Here is a 20,310-nt window from a genome sequence, read left to right on the forward strand (position 1 = left end):
ACGGTGCACCCCGCAGCGCGCCGGGAGTCTCGCGGCCGCTCGGCGGACACCGGGGCCGGGCGGGCCTGGCACGACGAGTCCTGTGCCGGAACCGCCGGATGCAGGCGGACGTCAGGAGAGTCATGCTCAAGGACTCGACGGGCTCCCGGCCCGGCGGCAACGGCCTCCACTGTGCGACGACACTGCGGGAGGTCCCCCTCGCCCTCGGCGGAGCCGCCCTCGAGCGTCTGGACGAAGCGGAGTCCTTCGCGCTGCTCGACGCCTTCGTCGGCTCCGGCGGCACCATGGTGGACACCCGCGTCCGGCACGGCAGCGCAGGCGGCATCGTGGGCGGCGAATCCGAGACGGTCATCGGACGATGGCGGCAGGCCCGCAGGCGTCGGGGCGAGATCGTCCTCACGACGAAGGTCGGCGGCCTCCCCGGCGGCGACGGCCTCCGCGACGGCGACGGGCTCTCCGCCGCCGCCGTCCGCACCTCGGTCGAGGCCTCGCTGCGCAGGCTGCGGGCCGATCACCTGGACCTGCTCTATACCGAGGACGTCACCGCTGACCCGGAGGAGGCCGAGAAGGCCGAGGACCGGCGTGTTTCCGTCGAGGAACTCCTCGGCGCGCTGGACCGGCTCGTCCGTGCAGGCAAGGTACGCCAGATCGGTGCCGCCTTCATCGAGGCCGAGCGGCTCGCGGAGTCGATGGCGGCCGCCGAACGGGACGGCCTGGCCGCCTATGTCGCGGTGCAGCCGCCCGGGTACAGCCTCGTCCGACGCAGGGATTATGAAGATGCTCTCGCCGAGAAGGTCGCCCGACACGGGCTGGCGGTGCTGCCCTACGAACCTCTCCTGTCGCTCGGTTTCCGGATCAGTGATCCGCGATTCGACGGCGTGAGCGCGAACGCCCTGGTCGCTCGGGCCTATCGGCGGGCGAGCCTGCGAGGAGAAGCGGCGGTCAAGGAGCTGGCCGCCGTCGCACGGGACCGCGGCGTCGCCCTCGGGGCAGTGGCGCTGGCCTGGGTTCGGGCGCAGCCCGGCGTCGTCGCCCCGGTGGCGAGCGCCCGCACCCGAGATCAGCTCGATCTGCTCCTGTCGTCCGTCGACGTGACGCTGACCCCCGAGGAGCTCGACCGACTCACGGAGTTCCCCCGCTGAGCAGGTCCGGCGGGCGGCCGGGCAGGCCTCGGCTACCGCGCGGCGGCGGGGTGTGCCCTCCCGAGGTTCGCGATGCGATCACCCGAGCGAATGATCGGAGCTATCGCGCTCGTCGCGCGAGAAGGTTGTCATTCCTTCGTGTTCGTCTCGGCGTGCCGCATCCCTCCACTGTGTACTGGACGCCGCTGATGCCCCGGTGACAGAACGGGGATGCAGTCGGCGGATCGGCGGCCGAGGAGTAGATCATCCTGGCTGCACTGACGGGAGGCCGAGCAGCAGCGCAGGTCTGCCGTGGAGGGTCCACAGCCCTCCGACCGGCGGCGACAGTGCGCAGGCGGGGAACGGGCCCAGCCCTTTACTAGACGTGGAAGAGGGTATGCAAGTCCACAAGGGACCGATTTCCTCGCGGTGTGAGGCGCCGAGAATGCACCGGTCCCCGCCATGGGTCCAGTTCGACCGGACAAAGCCAACCACTTCACCTGGTTACTGGTGTTCACCCTTGCGGCGTAATGCAGAATGGGCAGCCGGGTGAGGTGGCCACGGGCGAGTGACCACGCTCCCCCGGGTCCGTAGCCGTCCAACGAAGCGCAGCCGGAGTTGATCAATGACGCGAATTCCGACCTGGCTGGGCAGAGGCCGAACGATCCGGTCTCGAGTTCTGACGATCGCCCTCATTCCCAGCATCGCACTGCTCGTCCTGGGATTCAGCGCCGCAGGTTACCTGCTGGTCCAAGGCAACTCCGAGCGTCAGTGGTCGAACCTCGTCGAAGAGTCGATCGAACCGGAGCTGCGCTTCATCACCACGTTGGAAGAGGAGCGAAGACTCAGCCTGCTGCGACTGGCGGGCGACGACGACTTCAGCAGTCTCGAACGGCAGCGCAGGCAGGTCGACGACGTCCTCACCGAGCGACCCGAACTGGAAGCACGTCTCATTCGGGCGAACCCGGAGGCGATCGGCGCCGCCAGCGAGCGGTACAACGAGTCGCTGGAGCAGTTGCCCGCCATCCGCCAGGGCGTCGACGACGGATCGCTTCCCCAGCGCGAGGCCTACGCCTTCTACAACCAGCTGATCGGCATCAGCGGACTCGTGCTGGACGGCATCGCGCAGACGGCGCGCGCCCCCGAGGCGGCCAGCGCGAAGGCGACCGCCGCCGACCTCTTCGACCTCCTCGAGGGAATGTCGCGATCGAACGCCCTCGGCGTCGGCGGTGTCGCCTCCGGCGGGATGTCCGTCCTGGACAGCCAGGAGTACCGCAGGCAGGTCGACGCGTACCACGTCGGCATCGACCAGGTGCTGCCCACGTTGACCCCGGAGGGCCGGGCCGCGCACTCCGAACTGCTCGCGAGCGAGCCGTGGAACAGGCTGACCTCCGTGGAGAACGCGATCATCGACCGTGGCGCGTTCGCGACGGACCCGCAGGATGCAGGCCTGCCGCTGAACATCGACGCCTGGCAGGAGTCCGCCCGCACGGTGTCCGAGTCGCTGCTGGACATCTGGATCGGACAGCATCGACACGCACAAGAACTCGCCAGCGCCAGCAGTGAGCGCACCTTCGTGAACTCGCTGATCGCGGGCGTGGTCGTGCTCGCCGCCGCCATCGCCGCCATGCTGGTGGCCGCGCGGATGTCCAACCGGCTGATCAGTCGACTGCACCGGCTGCGGGACGAGACGCTGAAGTCCGCCGAGGTCCGGCTCCCCGCGGTGATGGAACGGGTGCGCAAGGGCGAGGAGATCTCGCCGGAGACCGATCTCCCGCCGACCGACCCGAGTTCGGACGAGATCGGCGAGGTCGCCGAGGCCTTCGACTCCGCGCAGCGGGCCGCCGTCGCGGCCGCCGTCCAGGAGGCCAAGACCCGTACCGGGATGAACGCGGTGTTCCTCAACATCGCCCACCGCAGCCAGGTCGTGGTACGTCGTCAGCTCGAGGTGCTCGACGAGGCCGAGAGCAGGCAGGAAGACCCCCGACACCTGGAGCTGCTGTTCAAGCTCGACCACCTGGCGACGCGCGCCCGCCGCAACGCCGAGAACCTGGTGATCCTCGGCGGCGAGCGACCGGGACGCCGCTGGCGGAATCCGGTGCCGCTGGACGAGATCGTCCGCAGTGCCGTCTCGGAGACCGAGGGCTACGCGCGGGTGCACGCGCTGCGGCTGCCCGACGTGCCGATGGAGGGCAGCGTGGTGGCCGACCTCATCCACCTGCTCGCCGAGCTGGTGGACAACGCCACGTCCTTCTCCCCGCCGGACTCGCGGGTGGAGGTGCGGGGCAACCTCGTCGGCAAGGGCGTCGTGGTCGAGGTCGAGGACCAGGGCCTCGGCATTCCAGAGGAGGAACGCGAGCGGCTCAACGCCACGCTGCACGATCCGCCGAACTTCGAGGTCATGACGTTGTCCGAACGGATGCGTCTGGGTCTGTTCGTGGTGGCCCAGCTGGCGCATCGACACGGCGTGACCGTGACCCTCGCGGAGTCCGCGTACGGCGGAGTCCACGCGATCGTGCTGCTGCCTGCCACGCTGATGGCGAAGCGGACGGACGAGAAGGCGGATCAGCGCGGCGAGTTGCCCCGGCGCCGCGTGCTGCCGGGCGGACTGCCCCGGCAGGGACTCGACCAGCGTCCCCGTTACGAACCAGGCGACGCCGACACCATCGTCTCCCCGGCAGCCGTCGTTCCTGCTGCGGATGCCCCCGGCGAGGCGGGGACAGGCGACGCCACGACGACTCGTGAGGCCGCCGGCGACGGCGAGGGAGGCCGAGCGCGTTCGGCGTCGACTCCGGCGACCGACGGAACGGCGGCCGCCCCCTCCGCTGCGGACGAGGGCGCGGCGGTGAGCGGACGGCCCGCCGAGTCCGCCACGCGGAACGGCTCGGCGAGTACAAAGGAGTCCGGGTCCCCACAGGCCTCGACCGACCGGCCTGTCCCAGCAACGTCCTCGGCCGAGCAGGGCGAGGTCTCGACAGCGGCCGTGCACTGGCCCGAGGAGGACATGTCGTCCGAGAAGCCGACTCCGCCGAGCCACTCTCCCACGCCGCGCCGGGAGGAGCCGGGTGCCGCGCTGCCGGTGCGCAAACCGTCCACGGGGACACCCCCGTCGGCGACGGACACCCGAGCCCCCCTGCCCCGACGGCGCAGGCAGCGCAACCTCGCCCCGCAGCTGACCGGCGAGATCCGATCCCCAGGCCCGGCAGGCCCGACCGACGTGCGCCCCGCTCGGTCCCCTGAGGAGGCGCGCGCCGCGATGTCGGCGTTCGTCCGAGGCAGCAAAGAGGGCCGAGACAACCCGACCAACCCCGATCTGTGAACGGGCCGATGAAGAAAGCGGACGAGGACACGATGGTCAAACCCGAGACGAACGATCTGGACTGGCTGCTGGACGACCTGGTCAAGCGGTTGGTGGGTGCCGAGCAGGCGGTGGTGCTGTCCGCGGACGGACTGCTCATCGGCCGCTCGCAGAACCTGTCGCGCGAGGACGGCGAGCATCTCTCGGCGATGGCCTCGGCCTTCCAGAGCCTGGCGCGCGGAGTGGGCAGCCACTTCGACAAGGGCCAGGTTCGGCAGACCGTGATCGAACTCGACCGGGCCTACCTGGTCGTGACCGCTGCGGGCGACGGCGCCTGCCTCGCCCTGCTCGCCGCCGACACGGCGGACATGGGCATGGTGGCCTACGAGATGAACGTGATGGTGCAGCAGGTCGGCACGAATCTCACGGCAAGTCCACGCCGGGACGCCCTGGAGGATCTACAGCCTGACCCGACGCCGTGATCATGGACGGGAGCGAGTCCTGGTTCGACGAGGAGGCCGGTCCGTTGGTCCGGCCTTTCGCGATGACCCGAGGCCGTGCGCCGAGCGGTCGCCACGAGCTGAATATGATCACGCTGGTGGTCGCGATCAAGCCGGACTCCGACGCCGTCACACTCGATCGGGAGTCCGCCGAGATCGTGCGGATGTGCCAACGACGCCCGCTGTCGATCGCCGAGATCTCCGCCCGACTCGACGTGCTCCTCGCGGTGGCGAAGGTCCTGATCGGCGATCTGATCGACCACGACTACCTGATCTTCCAGGACCCGCCACCTCCGGTGGAAACCCCCGACATGGACCTACTCCAGGCGGTACTGAATGGCCTCCGTGACCTCTGACAGACCCCCATCCTCGACCATCGGCGTGACGTCGGCGAAGCTTCTCATCGCAGGCGGCTTCGGGGTCGGCAAGACGACGATGGTCGGCGCGGTCAGCGAGATCTCGCCGCTGCGTACCGAGGAGAACCTCACCGAGATGAGCGTCGGCACCGACGACCTCTCTGGTGTGGAGAACAAGACGACCACCACCGTGGCGCTCGACTTCGGTCGAATCACCATCAACCCGTCGCTGATCCTCTACCTGTTCGGCACCCCTGGTCAGGACCGGTTCTGGTTCATGTGGAAAGAGCTGGCCATGGGTGCGCTGGGTGCCGTGGTGCTGGCCGACACCCGCAGACTGGACACCTGCTTCCCGGCGGTGGACTTCTTCGAGCGCAACCGGATTCCCTTCGTCGTCGGCGTCAACTGCTTCGACGATGCCGACGTCTACACCGACGAGGAGGTCCGCGACGCACTGGACCTCGATCCCGGCATTCCCGTCGAGATGTGCGACGCCCGCGAGCGGGACTCCGGCAAGAAGGTGCTCACCACGTTGATGGAGCACGTGGTGGACACCGCGAGGCGGACCATCGCCGCGCACTGAGGTCGGGCAGGCGGCGAGCGCCCGGTGGATCGACGCCGGGTCCTCGACGCCGGGTCCTCGACGGCTGCGACGACCGGCGGACTCCTCGACCTCGTCGGTGCGAACGAGGTCGAGGAGCCGGACAGGCACGACGACGGGCGATCAGGCCGAGAATCGTCGGACGACTGTCGGCCGGACGCGTTACGTCCCTGAGTCCGTCGTCGGAGCGTGGGGCGTTCAAGCGCGGTCGATCGAGACGTCACAGCGGCCCGCAACGTCGCAGTCGCCCCACGCGGTCGAGCACGGCATCGAACGGCGGTGGTCGAAGAGCAGGTCACCAGATCTGTCGGCAGGAGGCCGAGTCCACGATTCCGTCACCGTCGAGATCGCGGCAGATCATCGCGCCCCGCTCGAGACTGCGGGTCGGGCCGCCGGTCATCGCGACGAGGCCGATGATCAACGTCCAGATCGTGAGCAGGACGACCAGGAATCGGTGCACGCACCACCATCGCCGGCACGGGTCCCGATGGGGACAATACGGATGTCCGTTGACGTCGTGGGCCATGAGATCGCTGCTTCGCGGAATCGACAGATCGTGGTGCCCCGCCTATTGACGAGGATCTCCCTCGGCGGCGCCTGCATACTACCGCCGGTTCACCAGCGAATGGCGCCAACACTAGCAGGATGACGCCGAATAGCGCGGTCTCGCAGTCATCGCAGGACAGATCACCTCGATCGGGGGAATCCCGTGCCTGCCCCGGATTCCGGGTCCGGACCGGCGACTCACGAGCAGGCCAGCCGGGATCGTCCGCCTCGGCCGCTGCGGTGGTGGGCGCCGGACCGTAGCGGTCGCAGGCCGGTGATCATGCAGGCAGATACCGGTGCCCGACCCGGATCAGACGGTGCCGACCTGGCGCCCGGCACGCGAGGCCGGGGTCTGTCGACGGCCTCGGCGACCGCGCCTCTCACGCATGGCGGCTCGCCGCAGGCCGACCGACCACGCCGGGATCGAGGAAACGCGCGGGAAATCGTCGATAGCAACGAATTCGTCGCGTTCGGCACGATTCCGACGTTTGTCACTCCATCGAGTTGTCCGTGATCCGCCCGCCGATGAGCCTGATTCCGATGTGCACTCTCGAACGTCGAGCAGCCGAACCGACCATCGCCTGCCGAGAAACCGGCAGCCGCACCGGCCCACCGAGATCATCGGCTGCGGACCGCGATCGGCCGCCCGACCGAGCGGTGTTCCGCGCGCTGCCCGCCGGTGAGCCGACGCTGCCCCGTGGCGCGAGGATGCACGCGGGTCGGAGCCCGTGACCCCGCGCGCGACGAGCCTTCTCCGGCGTGCCGTTGCGCGCCGTACCGCGAGTCTGCGGCGATCGACGTCCGCCGCAGTACGCAGGCGGGCAGCGTCGATCAGGCCGGACACCGGCTCACCAGGTGACCGGAAGCGCGACGAGGCCGCCCGCCAGGATGTCGCGGTCGATCCGCAGCTCCTCGACGGGAACGGCCAGTCGCATCGCGGGGAAGCGCGGAATCAGCTGGGCGAGGACGACCTGGAGTTCGAGCCGGGCCAGGGCGGTGCCGATGCAGTAGTGAACGCCGTGCCCGAAGGCGAGATGCGACGAGACCTGCCGGGTGACGTCCAGCCGATCAGGCTCCGGAAAGACCGTGTCATCGTGGTTGGCGGCGCCGGTGTCGAGCAGGACGAGTTCCCCGGCCAGGATCGTGACATCCCCGACCTCGACGTCGACCTGGGCATAGCGGACGATCCCGTCGCCGCCCTTGTCCATTCCGCGCAGGATCTCCTCGATCGCGGTAGGGATAAGGGCGGGTTCGGCCAGCAGCGCCTGCCACTGGGCGGGGTTGGACAACAGCGTCAGCACGCCGAGGCCGATGGCCATCACCGTGGCCTCGCCGCCGAACAGCAACGTCATGGACAACACCGCCACGGCCTCGTCGTCGAGGTCGACGCCGTCGACGGGATCGGCGGCGCAGAGTCGGGAGATGATGTCGTCGGCGGGCTCGCGACGCTTGCGGGCGACCAGCTCACGGCCGTAGGAGACCAGTGCGGCGAGCCCTTGCTCGGAATGAGCGTGATCCTTCACATAGCCTGCGGCGTGCGTCCAGGCCTGGAACCTGTCCCGGTCGGCCAGCGGCACACCGAGCAGCTCGGCGATCACCGTGCCGGGCAGTGGCTGGGCGAGAGCGGCGTGCAGATCGGCAGGCCGGTCCTGCGCGGCGAGCCGGTCGAGCAGCTCGGCCGTGAGCTCCTCCACGCGCGGCCGGGCGGCTCGCATTCGGCCGGGCGCCATCTGCGGACGAAGCAGGGTGCGCATCCGGAGGTGGTCGGCCTTCTCGGTCTCGTGGCTGGTACGGAGTCTGCCCAGCATCGCAGCCTCGCCGGTGCGCGCGGCGTTGTCGGGGTCGGGATGCGATCTACCGAGCCGGGAGTCTTCCAGCAGCTGCCGTACCTGGCGATAACCGGTGACTCGCCACGCCTCACCCCCCGAGGCGGTGCGGACCCGGTGGACGGGACTCAGGTGTTGTAACTGGCGGAGCACCGGATCCACGTGGAGCGGCCTGGCATGTTCGACGGACAACTGGACAGGGACCGCCACGGAATGCTCCTTCATGCACGCAGGATTGACCTGAAATGCTGTCACTATCCGAATAGGAACCTACACGAACAGTGACTATCATAACGAGAGGCGTCGCTTCGTCGGTCTCCTCCGGGTCTCGATGAACTGAACATCCTGGCGCCGACCGCGGCGTCGCGGCACGTCGGCCGCCGCCGCTGCGTCGAGCGTCTACTGCGGGCGAATCGGCTCGCGATCCGGCGTGGAGCACGGGGATGGTCGAGGTGGGGCTCGGGCGATGCGGGTTCGAAAGCGGCGCGACAGCCCGCTGACTCGGCCGGACGCACTTCCCGAAGCCGCATCAGCGCGGCGAGTCGGCCCCTGCGGCCCGGCGTCCGGTCCGGCGGCTGCTCGACGGAACCGCTGCGGGGGCCGATAAATGCTCAGTCCGTCGGCCGCTCGAAGCGACAGCGGGGCCGGCCGAGGCAGCCGACGAACTCCTACGCTGCCCGGATGAGCAGCCTCGCCGTCACGGTGCTCGGGAGCGCCAGCCCGTATCCCCGCCCCGACAACCCGTGTTCCGGCTATCTGGTGTCCACGGCGAACACGCGACTCTGGGTGGACGCGGGCACCGGCACCCTGGCCGAACTGCAACGGCACACGCGGCTCACGGACCTCGACGGAATCTGGCTCTCGCATCTGCACGCCGACCACTGCGCCGACCTGCTCACCGCCTACTACGCCCTGCTCTACGCCGACGTCCGGCTTGACGCCCCGATCCCGCTCTTCGGCCCGCCGGGCAGCACCGACCGGCTGGCAGGCTTCCTCACCAACGGCCCGACCCGAAGCCCCGTCGAGTCGGCGTTCGCGGTGACCGAACTGACCGACGGACACCACGCGGAGGTAGGCGGTCTGACGCTGACCACGCGCGCCGTCGACCACGGCATGCCCGCCTTCGCCCTCCGCGTGCGCAGCGGAGATCGGTCGCTGGTCTACTCCGGCGACACCGCGCCTTGCGCGGCGCTCACGACCCTGGCGCAGGGCTGCGACGTCCTGCTCTGCGAGGCCGACAGCGCGACGGCGTCGACCGATGAGCCGCCCGTCCACCACACCCCCGAGGAAGCAGGCCAGACCGCCGCGAAAGCGGGCGTGGGCAAGCTGATCGTCACCCACCTGAGCCCGTTCCTGACCCCGCCGGAGGCCGTGACGCGGGCAGCGGCCCACTACCCGGGCCGGGTCGACCACGCCGCTCCCGGCGAGGTGTTCCGCATGGCGTGATTCGGCCTGCCCGGTGGGCGGTCCCGGTATCGCTGTGGTCAGCCGATGATCGTGGTCGAAGTAGGCATCCTGCGGCGGGTCCTCGCGGTCGACTGACGGGCAGATGCACCGGCAGCCGACGACGACGGGGCGGAGGCCGCGCGAGCTAGAACAGCGTCGGCTCCGGCTCGCCGTGCGTGGCCGCCATGGCGGGATCTGACGTGAGCAGCGGCGAGGCCGCAGTCAGCGTCAGGCACACGGTGAGTCCGGAATGGTCAGTCAGCCGCGCACCATCAGAACCGAAATCCCTGGTCTCGTGGACGTACTCGCAAGCGGTGAGCCGCTCCGCCAGAGCACGGGAGCCGTGGGCGTGGTCGTAGCAGTAGCCCAGCTCAGCGCGGCGCGCCCAACTATTGCCTGCCGGTCAGCACAGCGAGCCGGTTGCCCGGTTCGTCGACGTAAACCGACTGATGATCGGTGGTGACGGTCAGACCAAGGCGCGGCCAGCTCGGCCTGCCGGCCTGTTCCCATTGCCGATGAGCATGTTCAAGGTGCTGCCAGAGTCGTACCGGGCCGGATTCCGCCACGATGTGCTCCCCGTCGATGACAGCGAGGGTGATCTCGGCACGGGAGCCGTCCGGGGTGGTGATACTGACCGCATCGGGACCGTTCCGGGAATCGACGCCTGCGTAGCCGAGCCGGTAGTGGCCGCCGATGCGCAGCGCAGTGAGGAACCACACTACCGGGTTCGACCACGGCGTCCGTGGGTCCAGCGTCGTGACAGACCTGGTGACCGGCAGGTCGTCGGAGCGCCGGGCGTAGGACATTCGTTCGCCCGCGCCGGGTGCGTGCCGCAGTTCCATGAACGCCGCCTGCCCGGCGTCGAACATGCCTTCGGCCCGATCGGGCGCAGTGCGGGTGAGCCGGACGAGGTTTCCAGCGGCCAGGCCGACTCTGACGTCGGCCAGGATCACCCCGCCGCTCCGGGTCTGTTCAACCCACGGCAACGGGATAGCAGGCACCGAGCAGGTCGCGATGACGCGATCGAATGGAGCATGCGCAACCAGTCCAGCGGCACCGTCCCCGGCAACCAGGGTGGGGCGATAGCCGAGTTCGGCCAACCGAGCACGGGCGGTGTCGACGAGGTCCGGCTCCACATCGACGGAGAACACCTGCTCATCGCCGAGCCGGTGACAGAGCAGCGCGGCGTGGTAACCGGTGCCGGTGCCGATCTCCAAGACCCGAGCTCCGTCGCGCACGTCGAGAGCCTCCAGCATGCGCGTCATCAACCCCGGCGTAGAACTGGAGGACAGGAACATCGGAGGTCCGCCTGCCTCGTCCTGACCGATCTTGGTGACCAGCGCGGTGTTCGCGTAAACCTGCTCCGACCATTCAGTCCTGGTGGCCGGATCGGCGGCCGTGACGGCGACCATCCGACCGTCGCGGCGGACGTAGAACGACGGAACGAACATGTGCCGAGGCACCGACTCGACCGCAGCGCGCCAGGCAGCAGAGGCCAGCTTGCCCACGGCGGCCAGTTCCTCGGCAAGCGCGGCGGCACGCACAGGCCAGTCGACGACCGCGTGAAGTCCCGTGGCGTTGCTCGAAGTCGTCATGTCAGTCCCTTCTCCAGCATGGCGGCCATCGCCGCCGTGATCGGTGCACCGGTCGCCGCTTCGAGCCAGCCGATCTGCGGTCCTGTATTGGCCTCCAACATGACCCATCCGGCCTTGGGAGTGACCACGAAATCGAACCCGGCGTAGGCCAGATTCATACGCTTCAGATAGCGTCCGACTGCATCAGTCACGCGGTCGGGCACCTGACCAGCTCGTACCGAAGGGCGGCGGGACGGGAGGCATGAGTCGTCCTCACTCGTGAGCGGCGCAGGATCGGAAGAGGCGCTTCGGATCGGCCGAGATGTCCGACCATCCATAGCAGAACGCGGTAGGGATGTGCAGAGGTTCCCGGATTCCGTCAGTTGACCAAGCAACTTCTCGCCAGGCCGAAAAGCTAAGACTCGGTCTGACGGGTTTCGTCGCGTAGCCACACGAGGTATTCGGCGGCGCGACAGATCATCGGCGTTGCGATCAGCCGGTGATCGTCCGGGGCGTGCGGCTGAACCGGTCCGCCAGCAGATCGTCGAGCAGGCCGGGGAGCTCGGCAGGCAAGAGCTTGTCGCGGCACTGCCGTAGCTCGGGCGCCGACCACCAACGACGCTCGATCAGACCGGCCTTCTCGTTCGCGGTGGGCTTGAGTGCGACCTGCGGCGCTGTACTCGGGGTGCGGCCGAGGAACACATGCTCGATGCGGTGGTGGTCACGGCCCCGATAGCGGAACCGGGATTCGCGCACCCACAGCTCACGGCCGAGGTCGCTGACGATGATCCCTGACTCCTCGGCAAGCTCACGGCGGGCAGCGGCACGGAGGTCCTCACCCTCGTCCAGGCCACCGCCGGGCAGTTCCCACCAGTGATGCTCGGGATCACCGGGGTCGAGGGCATGGATGAGAAGCACGCGGTCGGTGGGATCAAGCAACAGCACGCGGGCACCGATGCGCGGGGAAGCGGTGCTGGTCGGAGTGGGCATCCTGCGGCGGGTCCTCGCGGTCGACTGACGGGCAGATGCACCGGCAGCCGACGACGACGGGGCGGAGGCCGCGCGAGCTAGAACAGCGTCGGCTCCGGCTCGCCGTGCGTGGCCGCCATGGCGGGGTCTGACGTTAGCAGCGGCGAGGCCGCGGTCAGCGTCAGGCACACGGTGAGTCCGGAATGGTCGGTCAGCCGCGCGCCATCAGAACCGAAATCCCTGGTCTCGTGGACGTACTCGCAAGCGGTGAGCCGCTCCGCCAGAGCACGGGAGCCGTGGGCGTGGTCGTAGCGGTAACCCAGATCAGCGCGGCGCGCCCAACTATGTTCGACCCGACCGGGGTGCAGATGGCGGAACAGGTCAACCAGACCGTGTCGCTCGGTCAGGCCTGTGTAAAAGCCGTACTCGAACGGCGCGAACTGGCCGGAATGCGGGGGCGTATGTGTGGGTTCGAGAACGTTGAGATCGCCGAGCAGCAGCAGCGGAGCGTCGCTCGCTGTGCTCTCCAAGGCTTCCTGGAACCGCTGAATCCAGGTCTTCTTGCGCGCAGTCTTGTTCACGCTGGTGTCGCGGGAGGGCACATAGGCGCCTGCGACACGCAGCGGCCCGTCGGTGGTGTCGACCACGATTCCGACAGCGCGCGAGGGCAGGTAATCCATCGCCGCACTGAGCGGGTCGGGTGTAGTGGACGACTTGCTGACGATCATCACGCCGAGCTCGCCGGAAGCATGCTGGGGGAAAGTCACATCGTAGCCGGCGGCAGCGAACGCATCGGCCAGGAACTGGCTGCCCGCAGTGGCTTTGGTCTCGGTGAGAATGAGAACGTCCTCGGGACGGTCGGCCAGCCACCGAAGCTGGCGCCGGGCACGGTCGAGGGAGGGTGCACCGACGTTTACGGTAATCAGGCTCAGAGACATGTCGGACTCTTCTCGGTCAGAATGCGCTGAATGCGGGACACGACTGTGGCGGCGATCCTGGCGGGCGGGTCAGTGGTGCAGTCGAGCGTGGCCACAGTCCAGCCCTTGTTCTGTAAGTCGACTGCGGCGTGGACGTACAGCCCGGCCTCCATGTCGCTGTTGTCCTCTGCACGCTCGAAGCGGCTGTGCCCGCCGCGCGCCCGTAGCCGCGCATCGATCACCTTCGGGTCGCCGTTGAGGATGATCGAAAGATCGGGGCGGTATACGCCATGGTTTAGCTGCCACACGACCTCAGAGGAGAGACCATCGAGACCCTGCAAGACTATCGAGGAGGCGACGTATCGGTCGCACACCACCACCTTGCCCTCGCGCAGGGCGGGCATGATTTCGGTAGCAAGCTGGTGGTGCCGATCAGCCGCACATAGGCAGGCTAAGGCCATGCCACGGTACTTATCCGTACCGTGCCGTGCCAGTTCGCCTACCGCCGCGCGGGACGGCTGAGTCGTCGCGTGCACCGGTATCCTGCGCATGTCCAGAGTCTCGACGACCAGGCACGTGGTGGTGGACTTACCCACGCCCCCCGGCCCATCCAGCGTGATCAACACGCCGGGCAGGCGGCGCCCCCCATCGAGGACCGGTCCGGTCATGCGGGACTCAGCGGCAGCAACCGACGCCCTTCAATGTGTGTCTCACCGACGACCGGGCACTGTTCTGTGTCGACGTCACCGATCCGGCCACCCGCAGCAACCACCGCAGCGGGGCAGCCTTTGCCGCAACCGGAGTTCATCGAGCATCCCCCGCAGGTAGCATTGTCGCCAACCTGGTAGCGATCATGGAAGCGATAGTCATCGAGCCGCTGCGCAACATCAATGTCGGTGAAGATGTTGCCAACGATGAACTCGCCTGCGGCGTGCCGCGACTGCGGAGTGCGAGCGGCGAACACCAGGTACGGACACACCGTCACCTCGCCCGGGGTGAATACATAGATGATCGTCCTAGCCTCGCATCCGGCCAACGGCCGCCCCGGGGTGTTGGGAAAGCGGATGTGCGCGATGTCCAGTTCCGGCCCGTCGAAAGGTGCGGTCAGCTCGAATATCTCCCTCATGTGCAACGTCGTCTTGGCCAGTACGCCGCGTGACTTGACCCCACGGCCCATACTCCCCAGCGGATTGAGCAGCACGTAGCGAGCGCCGTTCTCACGGGCGAACGCACACAACCGTGCATACTCCTCGTTCTGTGCCAACGTGTTCGGCGTACATAGCAGCCCTTGCAGGATGCCAGCCCTGCCGAGCTGTTCGACGGTAGCTACGGTGACGGCGAAGCTGGCCCGGTCACCGCGGAACCTTCCATGCGAGTCGGCGGCGAACCCGTCCAGAGAGACATTGCAATGCACACCCAGCTCGACCAGTGTCGCAATCTGGACCATGTCCAGGGTGGTCGCGTTGGTGCAGATTCCGACGTCCATCCCGGCCGTCCGGAACGCCTGGACGATGTCCAGGAAATCCGGGTGGATCGATGGCTCCCCGCCAGTGAGTGTGACCCGCTGGACCCTGGCAGCAGCCAGACGAGGGACCACCTTGTCCACTATCTCAGTCAACAGCATCTGTTTGCCGACCCTGGTCGCGGACACGAAGCAGTGAGCACAGCGCAGGTTGCAGTCCTCGTTGATCTGCACCAGCGCCTTACGAAACGGCGGCTCAACGGACGTACGGAAGTAGCAGGACGCGGCCATGCCGCCGGTCACGATGCTGCGAGCGGTCACTATCGAACCTCCAAGCTTTCCAAGACGGACCAGGCTGGCTCGGCCGATCACCACAGGTTCGGCCCGGACCAGCCACCAAGAAATGTTCGGCCGAACAGTATCGTGACTAGAAGTGTTCAAGCGAACATTTCTTGGACAACCTGGGGGGAGTTGCGATCAACGACAACCCAACTGTCCGACCAGACAATTCCCATGTCGCAGTTGGCGTCCTAGGCCGAAAGCTAGGAGGAGCGGTGCCGGACATCAACGATGACGCCGACGCAGCGGACGTGCTGACCACGCTTCTAGGCTGTCCGCCTGAAATGCTCGACGTCAGCCTCGATCAACTGCGAACCCTCGCCGTCGTACGCACCACCGGCACGGCGCAGCGCGCCGCCCGCGTGCTGGGGCGGGAGCAGTCCAGCGTGCAGAAACAACTCGACAGCCTAAACAAGACCGCTACCCGCCTGGTGGGCGAGGCGCTCGTGGTCAAACAAGGCCGCAGTAAAGACTTCCTGTTCACCCCGTCCGGCGAAGAGGTCGTCGCCCTTGCTAAGCAAACCTTGCTGGCGGTCACCGACAGCCTGCACAGCAGTCGACGTCGGCTCGGCTCCACGGTCACCTTCGGCACCACCGAGTTCACCGTGCAGTTCCTCGGCGTCGTGTGGCACGCAATGCGCGAGGACTTCGAGCGCCGCGACGTGCACCTCAAGATCGAGCATGTCCGCACCCGAGACCTATGGCGCAAGCTCGACGGCAAGAAGGTCGATCTGGTATGCGGCAGCTTCGCCGCCGAACCTGGCCGACCACCCACACTGGACTACGACTTCCTGGAATGGCATCGCGAAGGCGTCGCTCTACTGACCAATCTCAGCGCACGCGAACTTCCCGACAACCCGGTTACCGCCAACCGACTGCCCGGTCTGCCGCTACTCGCCCCGACCTCCGGTCTGCTCGCCCAGTTCCTCAGCCGCTGGTACGGCCCCGACTACCGCGGCGTGCTCGACGTCATCGCCGACATCGACTCTCTCAACTACGGACTCAACCTTCTCACTAGCGACCTACTGCACGGCTGCTTGCTCACCACCGAACGCGTCGCGGCGGCGGCACTCGATGGCAGCCTACCCGGCCAAGGTCTTCGTAAGATCAAGCTCGCCGATGACTACACCCCTCGGCTAGAGATCGTCACCGGCATCTTCGCTCGGAAAGGCGAACGGGAGCGATACGCCTACGACCACCCGCTCAACCTGCTGTGGAACGCTTTCGCCGAAGCAACTCCGACCCGAGTCATCCCCCCGGCCCTACCGGGTTGACAGGTCGCCATGTCCCAACGGCAGCTCTCGACCGACGACCTTGAGCCGCTACCGCCTAGCCAAGATGGACGTCTACGGCTGTCCTGGCAAACCGTGACCCCCGGTAGTCGGCGCAACGAATCTGCCGCGACTCGACATCGAGTTGACCAGCGGTCGACTCACCCCTGGGAAGGAACCGCAAGATCACGACGGGGCGCGCGCCCCAACGCTGACATCCGTTACCACCGAGACACGAGGAGCGCTCCGCAGAGAATCACTGTCGCGACACCTACATCGAACTGACCTGGCAACACCGGTTCGTCCATCTGGGACGCTGAGGCAGTGCGCCGAGCAGCCGGCGCCCCTTCGCTGACGCGCCACGGACGCCGGCTGCCCAGGGCTCAGCGGCTCTTCACTGCCGTGAGGAACGCGCCGAACACCGCACGATCCACCACCAGCATCCCACCGTCCCGGTTCTTCGAGTCCCGGATGCCCACCACACCAGGGGCGGAACCGACCTCGATGCAGGCGTTCTTGTTCCCGCTCCGTCGGCTCTTGCGCCACTGGGGAAGATCCACTGCATGACCCCCCGTCATCGATCTCTGATCGCCGCGAGGAACACAGTGAACACCGCGCGATCCACGACTAACGTCCCACCCGTGGGATTCTTCGAATCCCGAATACCCACCGTGCCCGGCGCAGACCCGACCTCGACGCACGCTCCGCCCTGGCCGTTGCTTCGCGAGGACTTACGCCAACCCGATGGTTGGAGAGTGGTCATCTTGATGCTCCTTCGCTCGCCTTCACTCCTGCCTGACCACTGTAGCGAGCCAAGAAGCACTGTCTTCCCTGGTCAACGCGATGTCGCTGACGCGCTCAAGCAGAGCGTCGTAGCGGACGACGTCATTGGCATCCTCGAGGTAGAAGGCTCCGCAATCGGCTTCCAGGTAGACGAAGTCAAGATCGGAGTCGGTGAAGGCAAGCCGCAGGAAGGTCATGCCCATGGCTGGGTGAGCCCCGACGCTCAAGGGCAGGATGCGGATGTCAGCCTGCTCAGCGCAGGTGCTCAGATGTTGAACTTGACGCCGCATGACACCGCTGTCGCCGACCAACCGCAGCAAGGCAGCCTCATTGATGATCACTCGGAGCGCGGGGCCTCCTGGGACCAGGATTCGGCGTTGGCGCTGCTGTCGACTTTCAACCGCTCGGGAGACCTCCTCATCGGACACATTCGGCCGTGAGGCGCGGGTGATCGCCGTGATGTAGTCGGCCGTCTGCAACAGCCCTGGGATCAGTTCAGAGTCGTAGCTGGTGATCGCGCTGGCGTCGCCTTCAAGATCGGCATACCGATCAAACCAGCCAGGCACGGTGTCAGCGAGGGCACGCGAAAGGCCCGGCGGTTTCTCCATCTCCTCGGCTCGCCGAATCAGTGACGACGACAGTTCCTCATCCAGCTTGTAGCAGAGCGCCAGCAGTGTGACGTTACGCGGCAGGATGGCCTGCTTGCCGTTCTCGATCTTCGAGATGACCGAGGTGCTCATCCGGACGAAGCTGGCCACCTCCTCGATCGTGAGCCCCGCAGACTCACGTAGCCGTCGCAACTCGCCACCCAGCAGGCGTCGTTGCACCGTGCGTCCAGGCTTCTGAGACATCGATACCCCCTCGACGTAGATCTTCCGGGACAGTCTTGCGCGCGACTCAACCTGCTGACGAGACAGATCACCCAGACGAGTCATGTATCTCAGGAACATTCCTCGATAACATTCCTTCGTTGGCAGCTTCCTGCCGACACCGCCCGCTCCGCGCCGCTCGCTCGCCTGCATAGGCGCGGGGCGGGTCCCCTCACCGAGGAGGTCCCGATGCACCCAGGTATCTACGCGAGCGGGCTACTGCTGCTCTCCGGCCTGGCGTTGGTCCGTTGTGCACGGTCGCAACCGGACGACGCCTCGTCGCCGAACTCCGTCGCGGCGATCCTGGCTCGTTGCGCAGCGGAGGAACTTCGTCGAAGCCAGGCCGTCCTCCCCCACTCGGGCGGCCTTCCGGCGGTGTGGATCGCACTCCCTCGCACTCCAATCCCCACCGCCACGCACCACCCCGTCACCCATGACACAGGTACTCGCCGGGTGGCGGCGACGTCCCAAGCGGCGGGGCAAGCCACGGTCGGCCGCGAGGCACGCGGCACGACGCCGGGCCGCCGCGCAACAACCACGGCGCGCTGCCGACATCGGCACCCCTCGCCGTCGGCAGCGCCGATGTACCGGCCCCGGCCGGAACCCACCGGCTATGTGTTCGCCTTCGCCGGATCGCTGCCCGTGGCCGGATTTCGGGAGGCGGCATGACAACGGCGTCCGCAGGCGAGCGGCCTGCCCTGATCACCGAGGCCGAGGCGCTGCGGCGCTATCCCGAACTCGCCGGGCTGCTGGCGTTGCGGCGCGCGGGCTGGAGTTGGACGACTGATCGGGACGAGGACGGCGAACTCACCGCGCTGGTCGGGTTCCGACGGCCGAGAGGTCATCTCGACGCCCTGTACGTCACCACCAGGGATCGGCCGCAGCCGTCCGCATGATCGACGGAGAGCGCGGCGGGTTTCTCCGGAAACACGAGGGCCGGCTCACCGACTGCGTCGACGCGCTCCGCGAACTCCCCGATCCCGACCGACCCGGCGCACCGCGTCTCCTGCGCTCGCGGCTCTGGCTGCCGCGCTGAGCACACCGCGCCCACCGACCGCCGGGTGCTCCGACGCGCCCCGACTCCGGCGGAGCACCCGGCACCCAGCCCGTCCTTCTCCTTCCCTGCCAGGAAAGGAATCCTCGATGGCCCGCTCCCTTCTCACACCGCACCGGCCCTGTCACCCGCCCGGCCGGCGATCGGGGTGACACCGGCCAGGCATCGCGCCTAATGGACCACCGCGACGACGAGACCTCGCTGCTTCCGCAGCTCCACGATGACGCGAGAGAACCCGATCACCGGCACGCCTGGCAGGTCGTCGACGCCGAGACCATCGGCCACACGCGGCTGCGCCGACTCCGGTGTGCCCACCCCAGCTGCCGCGAGCGCCAGGTCCGGATCACCCCGTGAGTTGCCCGGCGCAGTTCGGATCACTCGCCTCGTGAGACCACGACGCTCGGCCCCGACGTCCACAGAGGACTACGAGCCCACGCAACCCGATCAGGAGGACACGATGAGCGCACTCGACAGCGTCGACAGCCGACCGAGCACCGGCACGGGCGACTGCATCCCGCTCCGAGACCCCGAGACGGAGGCACAACCCCGAGCTCTCTTGCTGCACCCCACCACGGTCGCCACCATCGCCGACCGCGCCGAGGCCGAGGACCTCAGCTACTCGGAGGCACTTCGCAGGCTCGTGATGGACGGGCACCAACTGTGGGCTGACAGAAGTAGGGCCTACAGCTTGGACTGAAACATCGGCCCTGACTGCACGGGCAGAACAAAGTAAAATCAGCACTGAAGCAACAGAAACATCAACATATGCAGTTCACGCACTCTGCATCCCGCACATCAAAAAATGATTACCGTCAGTAACCAGTCAGCTCGGACATCTGCGGTCCGAACTCGACCGATCGGACCTAGCCAGATCTTGATCCACTGACCAGAATGAAAATCGGCCGGGCAAGCCACTGACCACTCTTGCCCCATAGTCCGACCCGCCCGCAAGGGATCGGGGAGGAGAAGTAACCCTGGCGTTTAGGCGGCGTCAGGGTTGTTTCTCCTCCCCACAGCGCTACAGCGGGAAGTGAACTAAGATCAGCCACGCGGTCAGGAAAAATACTCCCATGACCCCGCTCGCGCCCCATTCGGGGTGAGGCATATTCGGGTCCTTGATCTCGTTACGGGGCTCTAGCCAATACCCTTCTCCCCAGACTCTGGCCACTAAGAGCGATCGACGATCGCGCTGTTGATCATTCTATAGTGCCCGATATCAGTACGGACGAGTGGCCCGTACGAGCAAGCTGGCGGCGCCCGTTACCGCGAGCGCGAAGCCTCGTCAATCCGATGGGCGAAAGTCGACCCGAACGAGTGATATGGAGCTGCTTGGGCTAGTGCGGCAGTTCCTCGGCGGCGAACGCGATACGGCGCACCC

At 67.4% G+C, this 20,310-nt stretch carries 22 protein-coding genes; 10 read left to right on the forward strand and 12 right to left on the reverse strand.

Translation table 11 applies throughout. The features are described 5' to 3' along the window. The first annotated feature begins 122 nt into the window (after positions 1-122). The 5 genes from UA74_RS23035 (at position 123) to UA74_RS23055 (ending at position 5,858) form a co-directional block, all read left to right on the forward strand. Positions 123-1,142, forward strand: a complete 1,020-nt coding sequence (locus tag UA74_RS23035) for an aldo/keto reductase (RefSeq protein ID WP_075744124.1) — start codon at positions 123-125, stop codon at positions 1,140-1,142. Positions 1,143-1,746: 604 nt separating this feature from the next. After that, positions 1,747-4,440 carry a sensor histidine kinase gene (locus UA74_RS23040; RefSeq protein WP_075742122.1) on the forward strand — a complete coding sequence of 898 codons (2,694 nt, stop codon included), beginning with the start codon at positions 1,747-1,749 and terminating at the stop codon, positions 4,438-4,440. A gap of 32 nt (positions 4,441-4,472) precedes the next feature. Next, positions 4,473-4,901 carry a roadblock/LC7 domain-containing protein gene (locus UA74_RS23045; protein ID WP_075744125.1) on the forward strand — a complete coding sequence of 143 codons (429 nt, stop codon included), beginning with the start codon at positions 4,473-4,475 and terminating at the stop codon, positions 4,899-4,901. 2 nt (positions 4,902-4,903) lie between these two features. After that, positions 4,904-5,275: a DUF742 domain-containing protein gene (locus UA74_RS23050; protein WP_075744126.1), complete on the forward strand. Its 372-nt coding sequence runs from the start codon at positions 4,904-4,906 to the stop codon at positions 5,273-5,275. After that, positions 5,256-5,858, forward strand: coding sequence for a GTP-binding protein (locus UA74_RS23055; RefSeq protein ID WP_075742123.1), 603 nt, complete (start codon positions 5,256-5,258; stop codon positions 5,856-5,858). The genes UA74_RS23050 and UA74_RS23055 overlap by 20 nt, the downstream gene beginning before the upstream one ends. A gap of 313 nt (positions 5,859-6,171) precedes the next feature. Here UA74_RS23055 and UA74_RS23060 read toward each other — a convergent pair whose 3' ends face one another. Both UA74_RS23060 and UA74_RS23065 read right to left on the reverse strand, forming a co-directional pair. Continuing rightward, entirely contained in the window at positions 6,172-6,336 is a 165-nt protein-coding gene (locus UA74_RS23060) for a hypothetical protein (protein WP_157434393.1), read from the reverse strand. A 934-nt stretch (positions 6,337-7,270) separates the two neighbouring features. After that, the gene (locus tag UA74_RS23065) at positions 7,271-8,458 is read right to left on the reverse strand and encodes a cytochrome P450 (RefSeq protein WP_232237383.1); all 1,188 of its coding nucleotides are present in this window, start codon (positions 8,456-8,458) and stop codon (positions 7,271-7,273) included. A 471-nt stretch (positions 8,459-8,929) separates the two neighbouring features. Here UA74_RS23065 and UA74_RS23070 point away from each other — a divergent pair, with 471 nt between their 5' ends. Continuing rightward, a complete protein-coding gene (locus tag UA74_RS23070; RefSeq protein ID WP_075742126.1) occupies positions 8,930-9,694 on the forward strand; it encodes an MBL fold metallo-hydrolase in 765 nt (254 codons plus the stop codon). A gap of 389 nt (positions 9,695-10,083) precedes the next feature. Here the strand turns inward: UA74_RS23070 and UA74_RS23075 are convergent, their stop codons facing one another. The 6 genes from UA74_RS23075 to UA74_RS23095 form a co-directional block, all read right to left on the reverse strand. Next, positions 10,084-11,289 carry a methyltransferase domain-containing protein gene (locus tag UA74_RS23075; RefSeq protein WP_075742127.1) on the reverse strand — a complete coding sequence of 402 codons (1,206 nt, stop codon included), beginning with the start codon at positions 11,287-11,289 and terminating at the stop codon, positions 10,084-10,086. Continuing rightward, positions 11,286-11,480, reverse strand: coding sequence for a hypothetical protein (locus UA74_RS32345; RefSeq protein WP_157434394.1), 195 nt, complete (start codon positions 11,478-11,480; stop codon positions 11,286-11,288). The genes UA74_RS23075 and UA74_RS32345 overlap by 4 nt, the downstream gene beginning before the upstream one ends. 280 nt (positions 11,481-11,760) lie before the next feature. After that, on the reverse strand, positions 11,761-12,258 hold the full coding sequence (locus UA74_RS23080) for an NUDIX hydrolase (RefSeq protein ID WP_075742128.1): 498 nt from the start codon (positions 12,256-12,258) through the stop codon (positions 11,761-11,763). A 77-nt stretch (positions 12,259-12,335) separates the two neighbouring features. Next, on the reverse strand, positions 12,336-13,175 hold the full coding sequence (locus UA74_RS23085) for an endonuclease/exonuclease/phosphatase family protein (protein WP_075742129.1): 840 nt from the start codon (positions 13,173-13,175) through the stop codon (positions 12,336-12,338). Further along, positions 13,166-13,822: a dTMP kinase gene (gene tmk / locus UA74_RS23090; protein WP_075742130.1), complete on the reverse strand. Its 657-nt coding sequence runs from the start codon at positions 13,820-13,822 to the stop codon at positions 13,166-13,168. Before tmk ends, UA74_RS23085 begins: the two co-directional genes overlap by 10 nt. Continuing rightward, positions 13,819-14,937, reverse strand: a complete 1,119-nt coding sequence (locus tag UA74_RS23095) for a radical SAM protein (protein ID WP_075742131.1) — start codon at positions 14,935-14,937, stop codon at positions 13,819-13,821. Before UA74_RS23095 ends, tmk begins: the two co-directional genes overlap by 4 nt. Positions 14,938-15,170: 233 nt before the next feature. Here UA74_RS23095 and UA74_RS23100 point away from each other — a divergent pair, with 233 nt between their 5' ends. After that, positions 15,171-16,229 carry a LysR family transcriptional regulator gene (locus UA74_RS23100; protein WP_075742132.1) on the forward strand — a complete coding sequence of 353 codons (1,059 nt, stop codon included), beginning with the start codon at positions 15,171-15,173 and terminating at the stop codon, positions 16,227-16,229. A 380-nt stretch (positions 16,230-16,609) separates the two neighbouring features. Here UA74_RS23100 and UA74_RS23105 read toward each other — a convergent pair whose 3' ends face one another. From UA74_RS23105 to UA74_RS23115, 3 genes are read right to left on the reverse strand one after another with little or no spacing between them, the layout of a single operon-like run. Continuing rightward, positions 16,610-16,804 (reverse strand): DUF397 domain-containing protein, encoded by a 195-nt coding sequence (locus tag UA74_RS23105; RefSeq protein WP_075742133.1) that lies wholly within the window; start codon positions 16,802-16,804, stop codon positions 16,610-16,612. Continuing rightward, a complete protein-coding gene (locus tag UA74_RS23110; RefSeq protein WP_075742134.1) occupies positions 16,801-16,989 on the reverse strand; it encodes a DUF397 domain-containing protein in 189 nt (62 codons plus the stop codon). The genes UA74_RS23105 and UA74_RS23110 overlap by 4 nt, the downstream gene beginning before the upstream one ends. Positions 16,990-17,011: 22 nt before the next feature. After that, entirely contained in the window at positions 17,012-17,860 is an 849-nt protein-coding gene (locus tag UA74_RS23115) for a helix-turn-helix domain-containing protein (protein ID WP_075744127.1), read from the reverse strand. A gap of 207 nt (positions 17,861-18,067) precedes the next feature. Between UA74_RS23115 and UA74_RS32350 the strand changes: the two genes are divergently transcribed. Together UA74_RS32350 and UA74_RS23120 are read left to right on the forward strand one after the other, a co-directional pair. Beyond that, positions 18,068-18,547: a hypothetical protein gene (locus tag UA74_RS32350; RefSeq protein WP_157442316.1), complete on the forward strand. Its 480-nt coding sequence runs from the start codon at positions 18,068-18,070 to the stop codon at positions 18,545-18,547. After that, entirely contained in the window at positions 18,544-18,774 is a 231-nt protein-coding gene (locus tag UA74_RS23120; RefSeq protein ID WP_075765477.1) for a hypothetical protein, read from the forward strand. Before UA74_RS32350 ends, UA74_RS23120 begins: the two co-directional genes overlap by 4 nt. A gap of 329 nt (positions 18,775-19,103) precedes the next feature. Here UA74_RS23120 and UA74_RS32355 read toward each other — a convergent pair whose 3' ends face one another. Further along, entirely contained in the window at positions 19,104-19,310 is a 207-nt protein-coding gene (locus UA74_RS32355) for a hypothetical protein (RefSeq protein ID WP_157434396.1), read from the reverse strand. 79 nt (positions 19,311-19,389) lie between these two features. Between UA74_RS32355 and UA74_RS23130 the strand changes: the two genes are divergently transcribed. Beyond that, the gene (locus UA74_RS23130) at positions 19,390-19,629 is read left to right on the forward strand and encodes a hypothetical protein (protein WP_075742137.1); all 240 of its coding nucleotides are present in this window, start codon (positions 19,390-19,392) and stop codon (positions 19,627-19,629) included. Positions 19,630-20,310 lie beyond the last annotated feature (681 nt).

Origin of the sequence: Actinoalloteichus fjordicus, from assembly GCF_001941625.1 — a bacterium.
Taxonomy (GTDB): Bacteria; Actinomycetota; Actinomycetes; order Mycobacteriales; family Pseudonocardiaceae; genus Actinoalloteichus_A; species Actinoalloteichus_A fjordicus.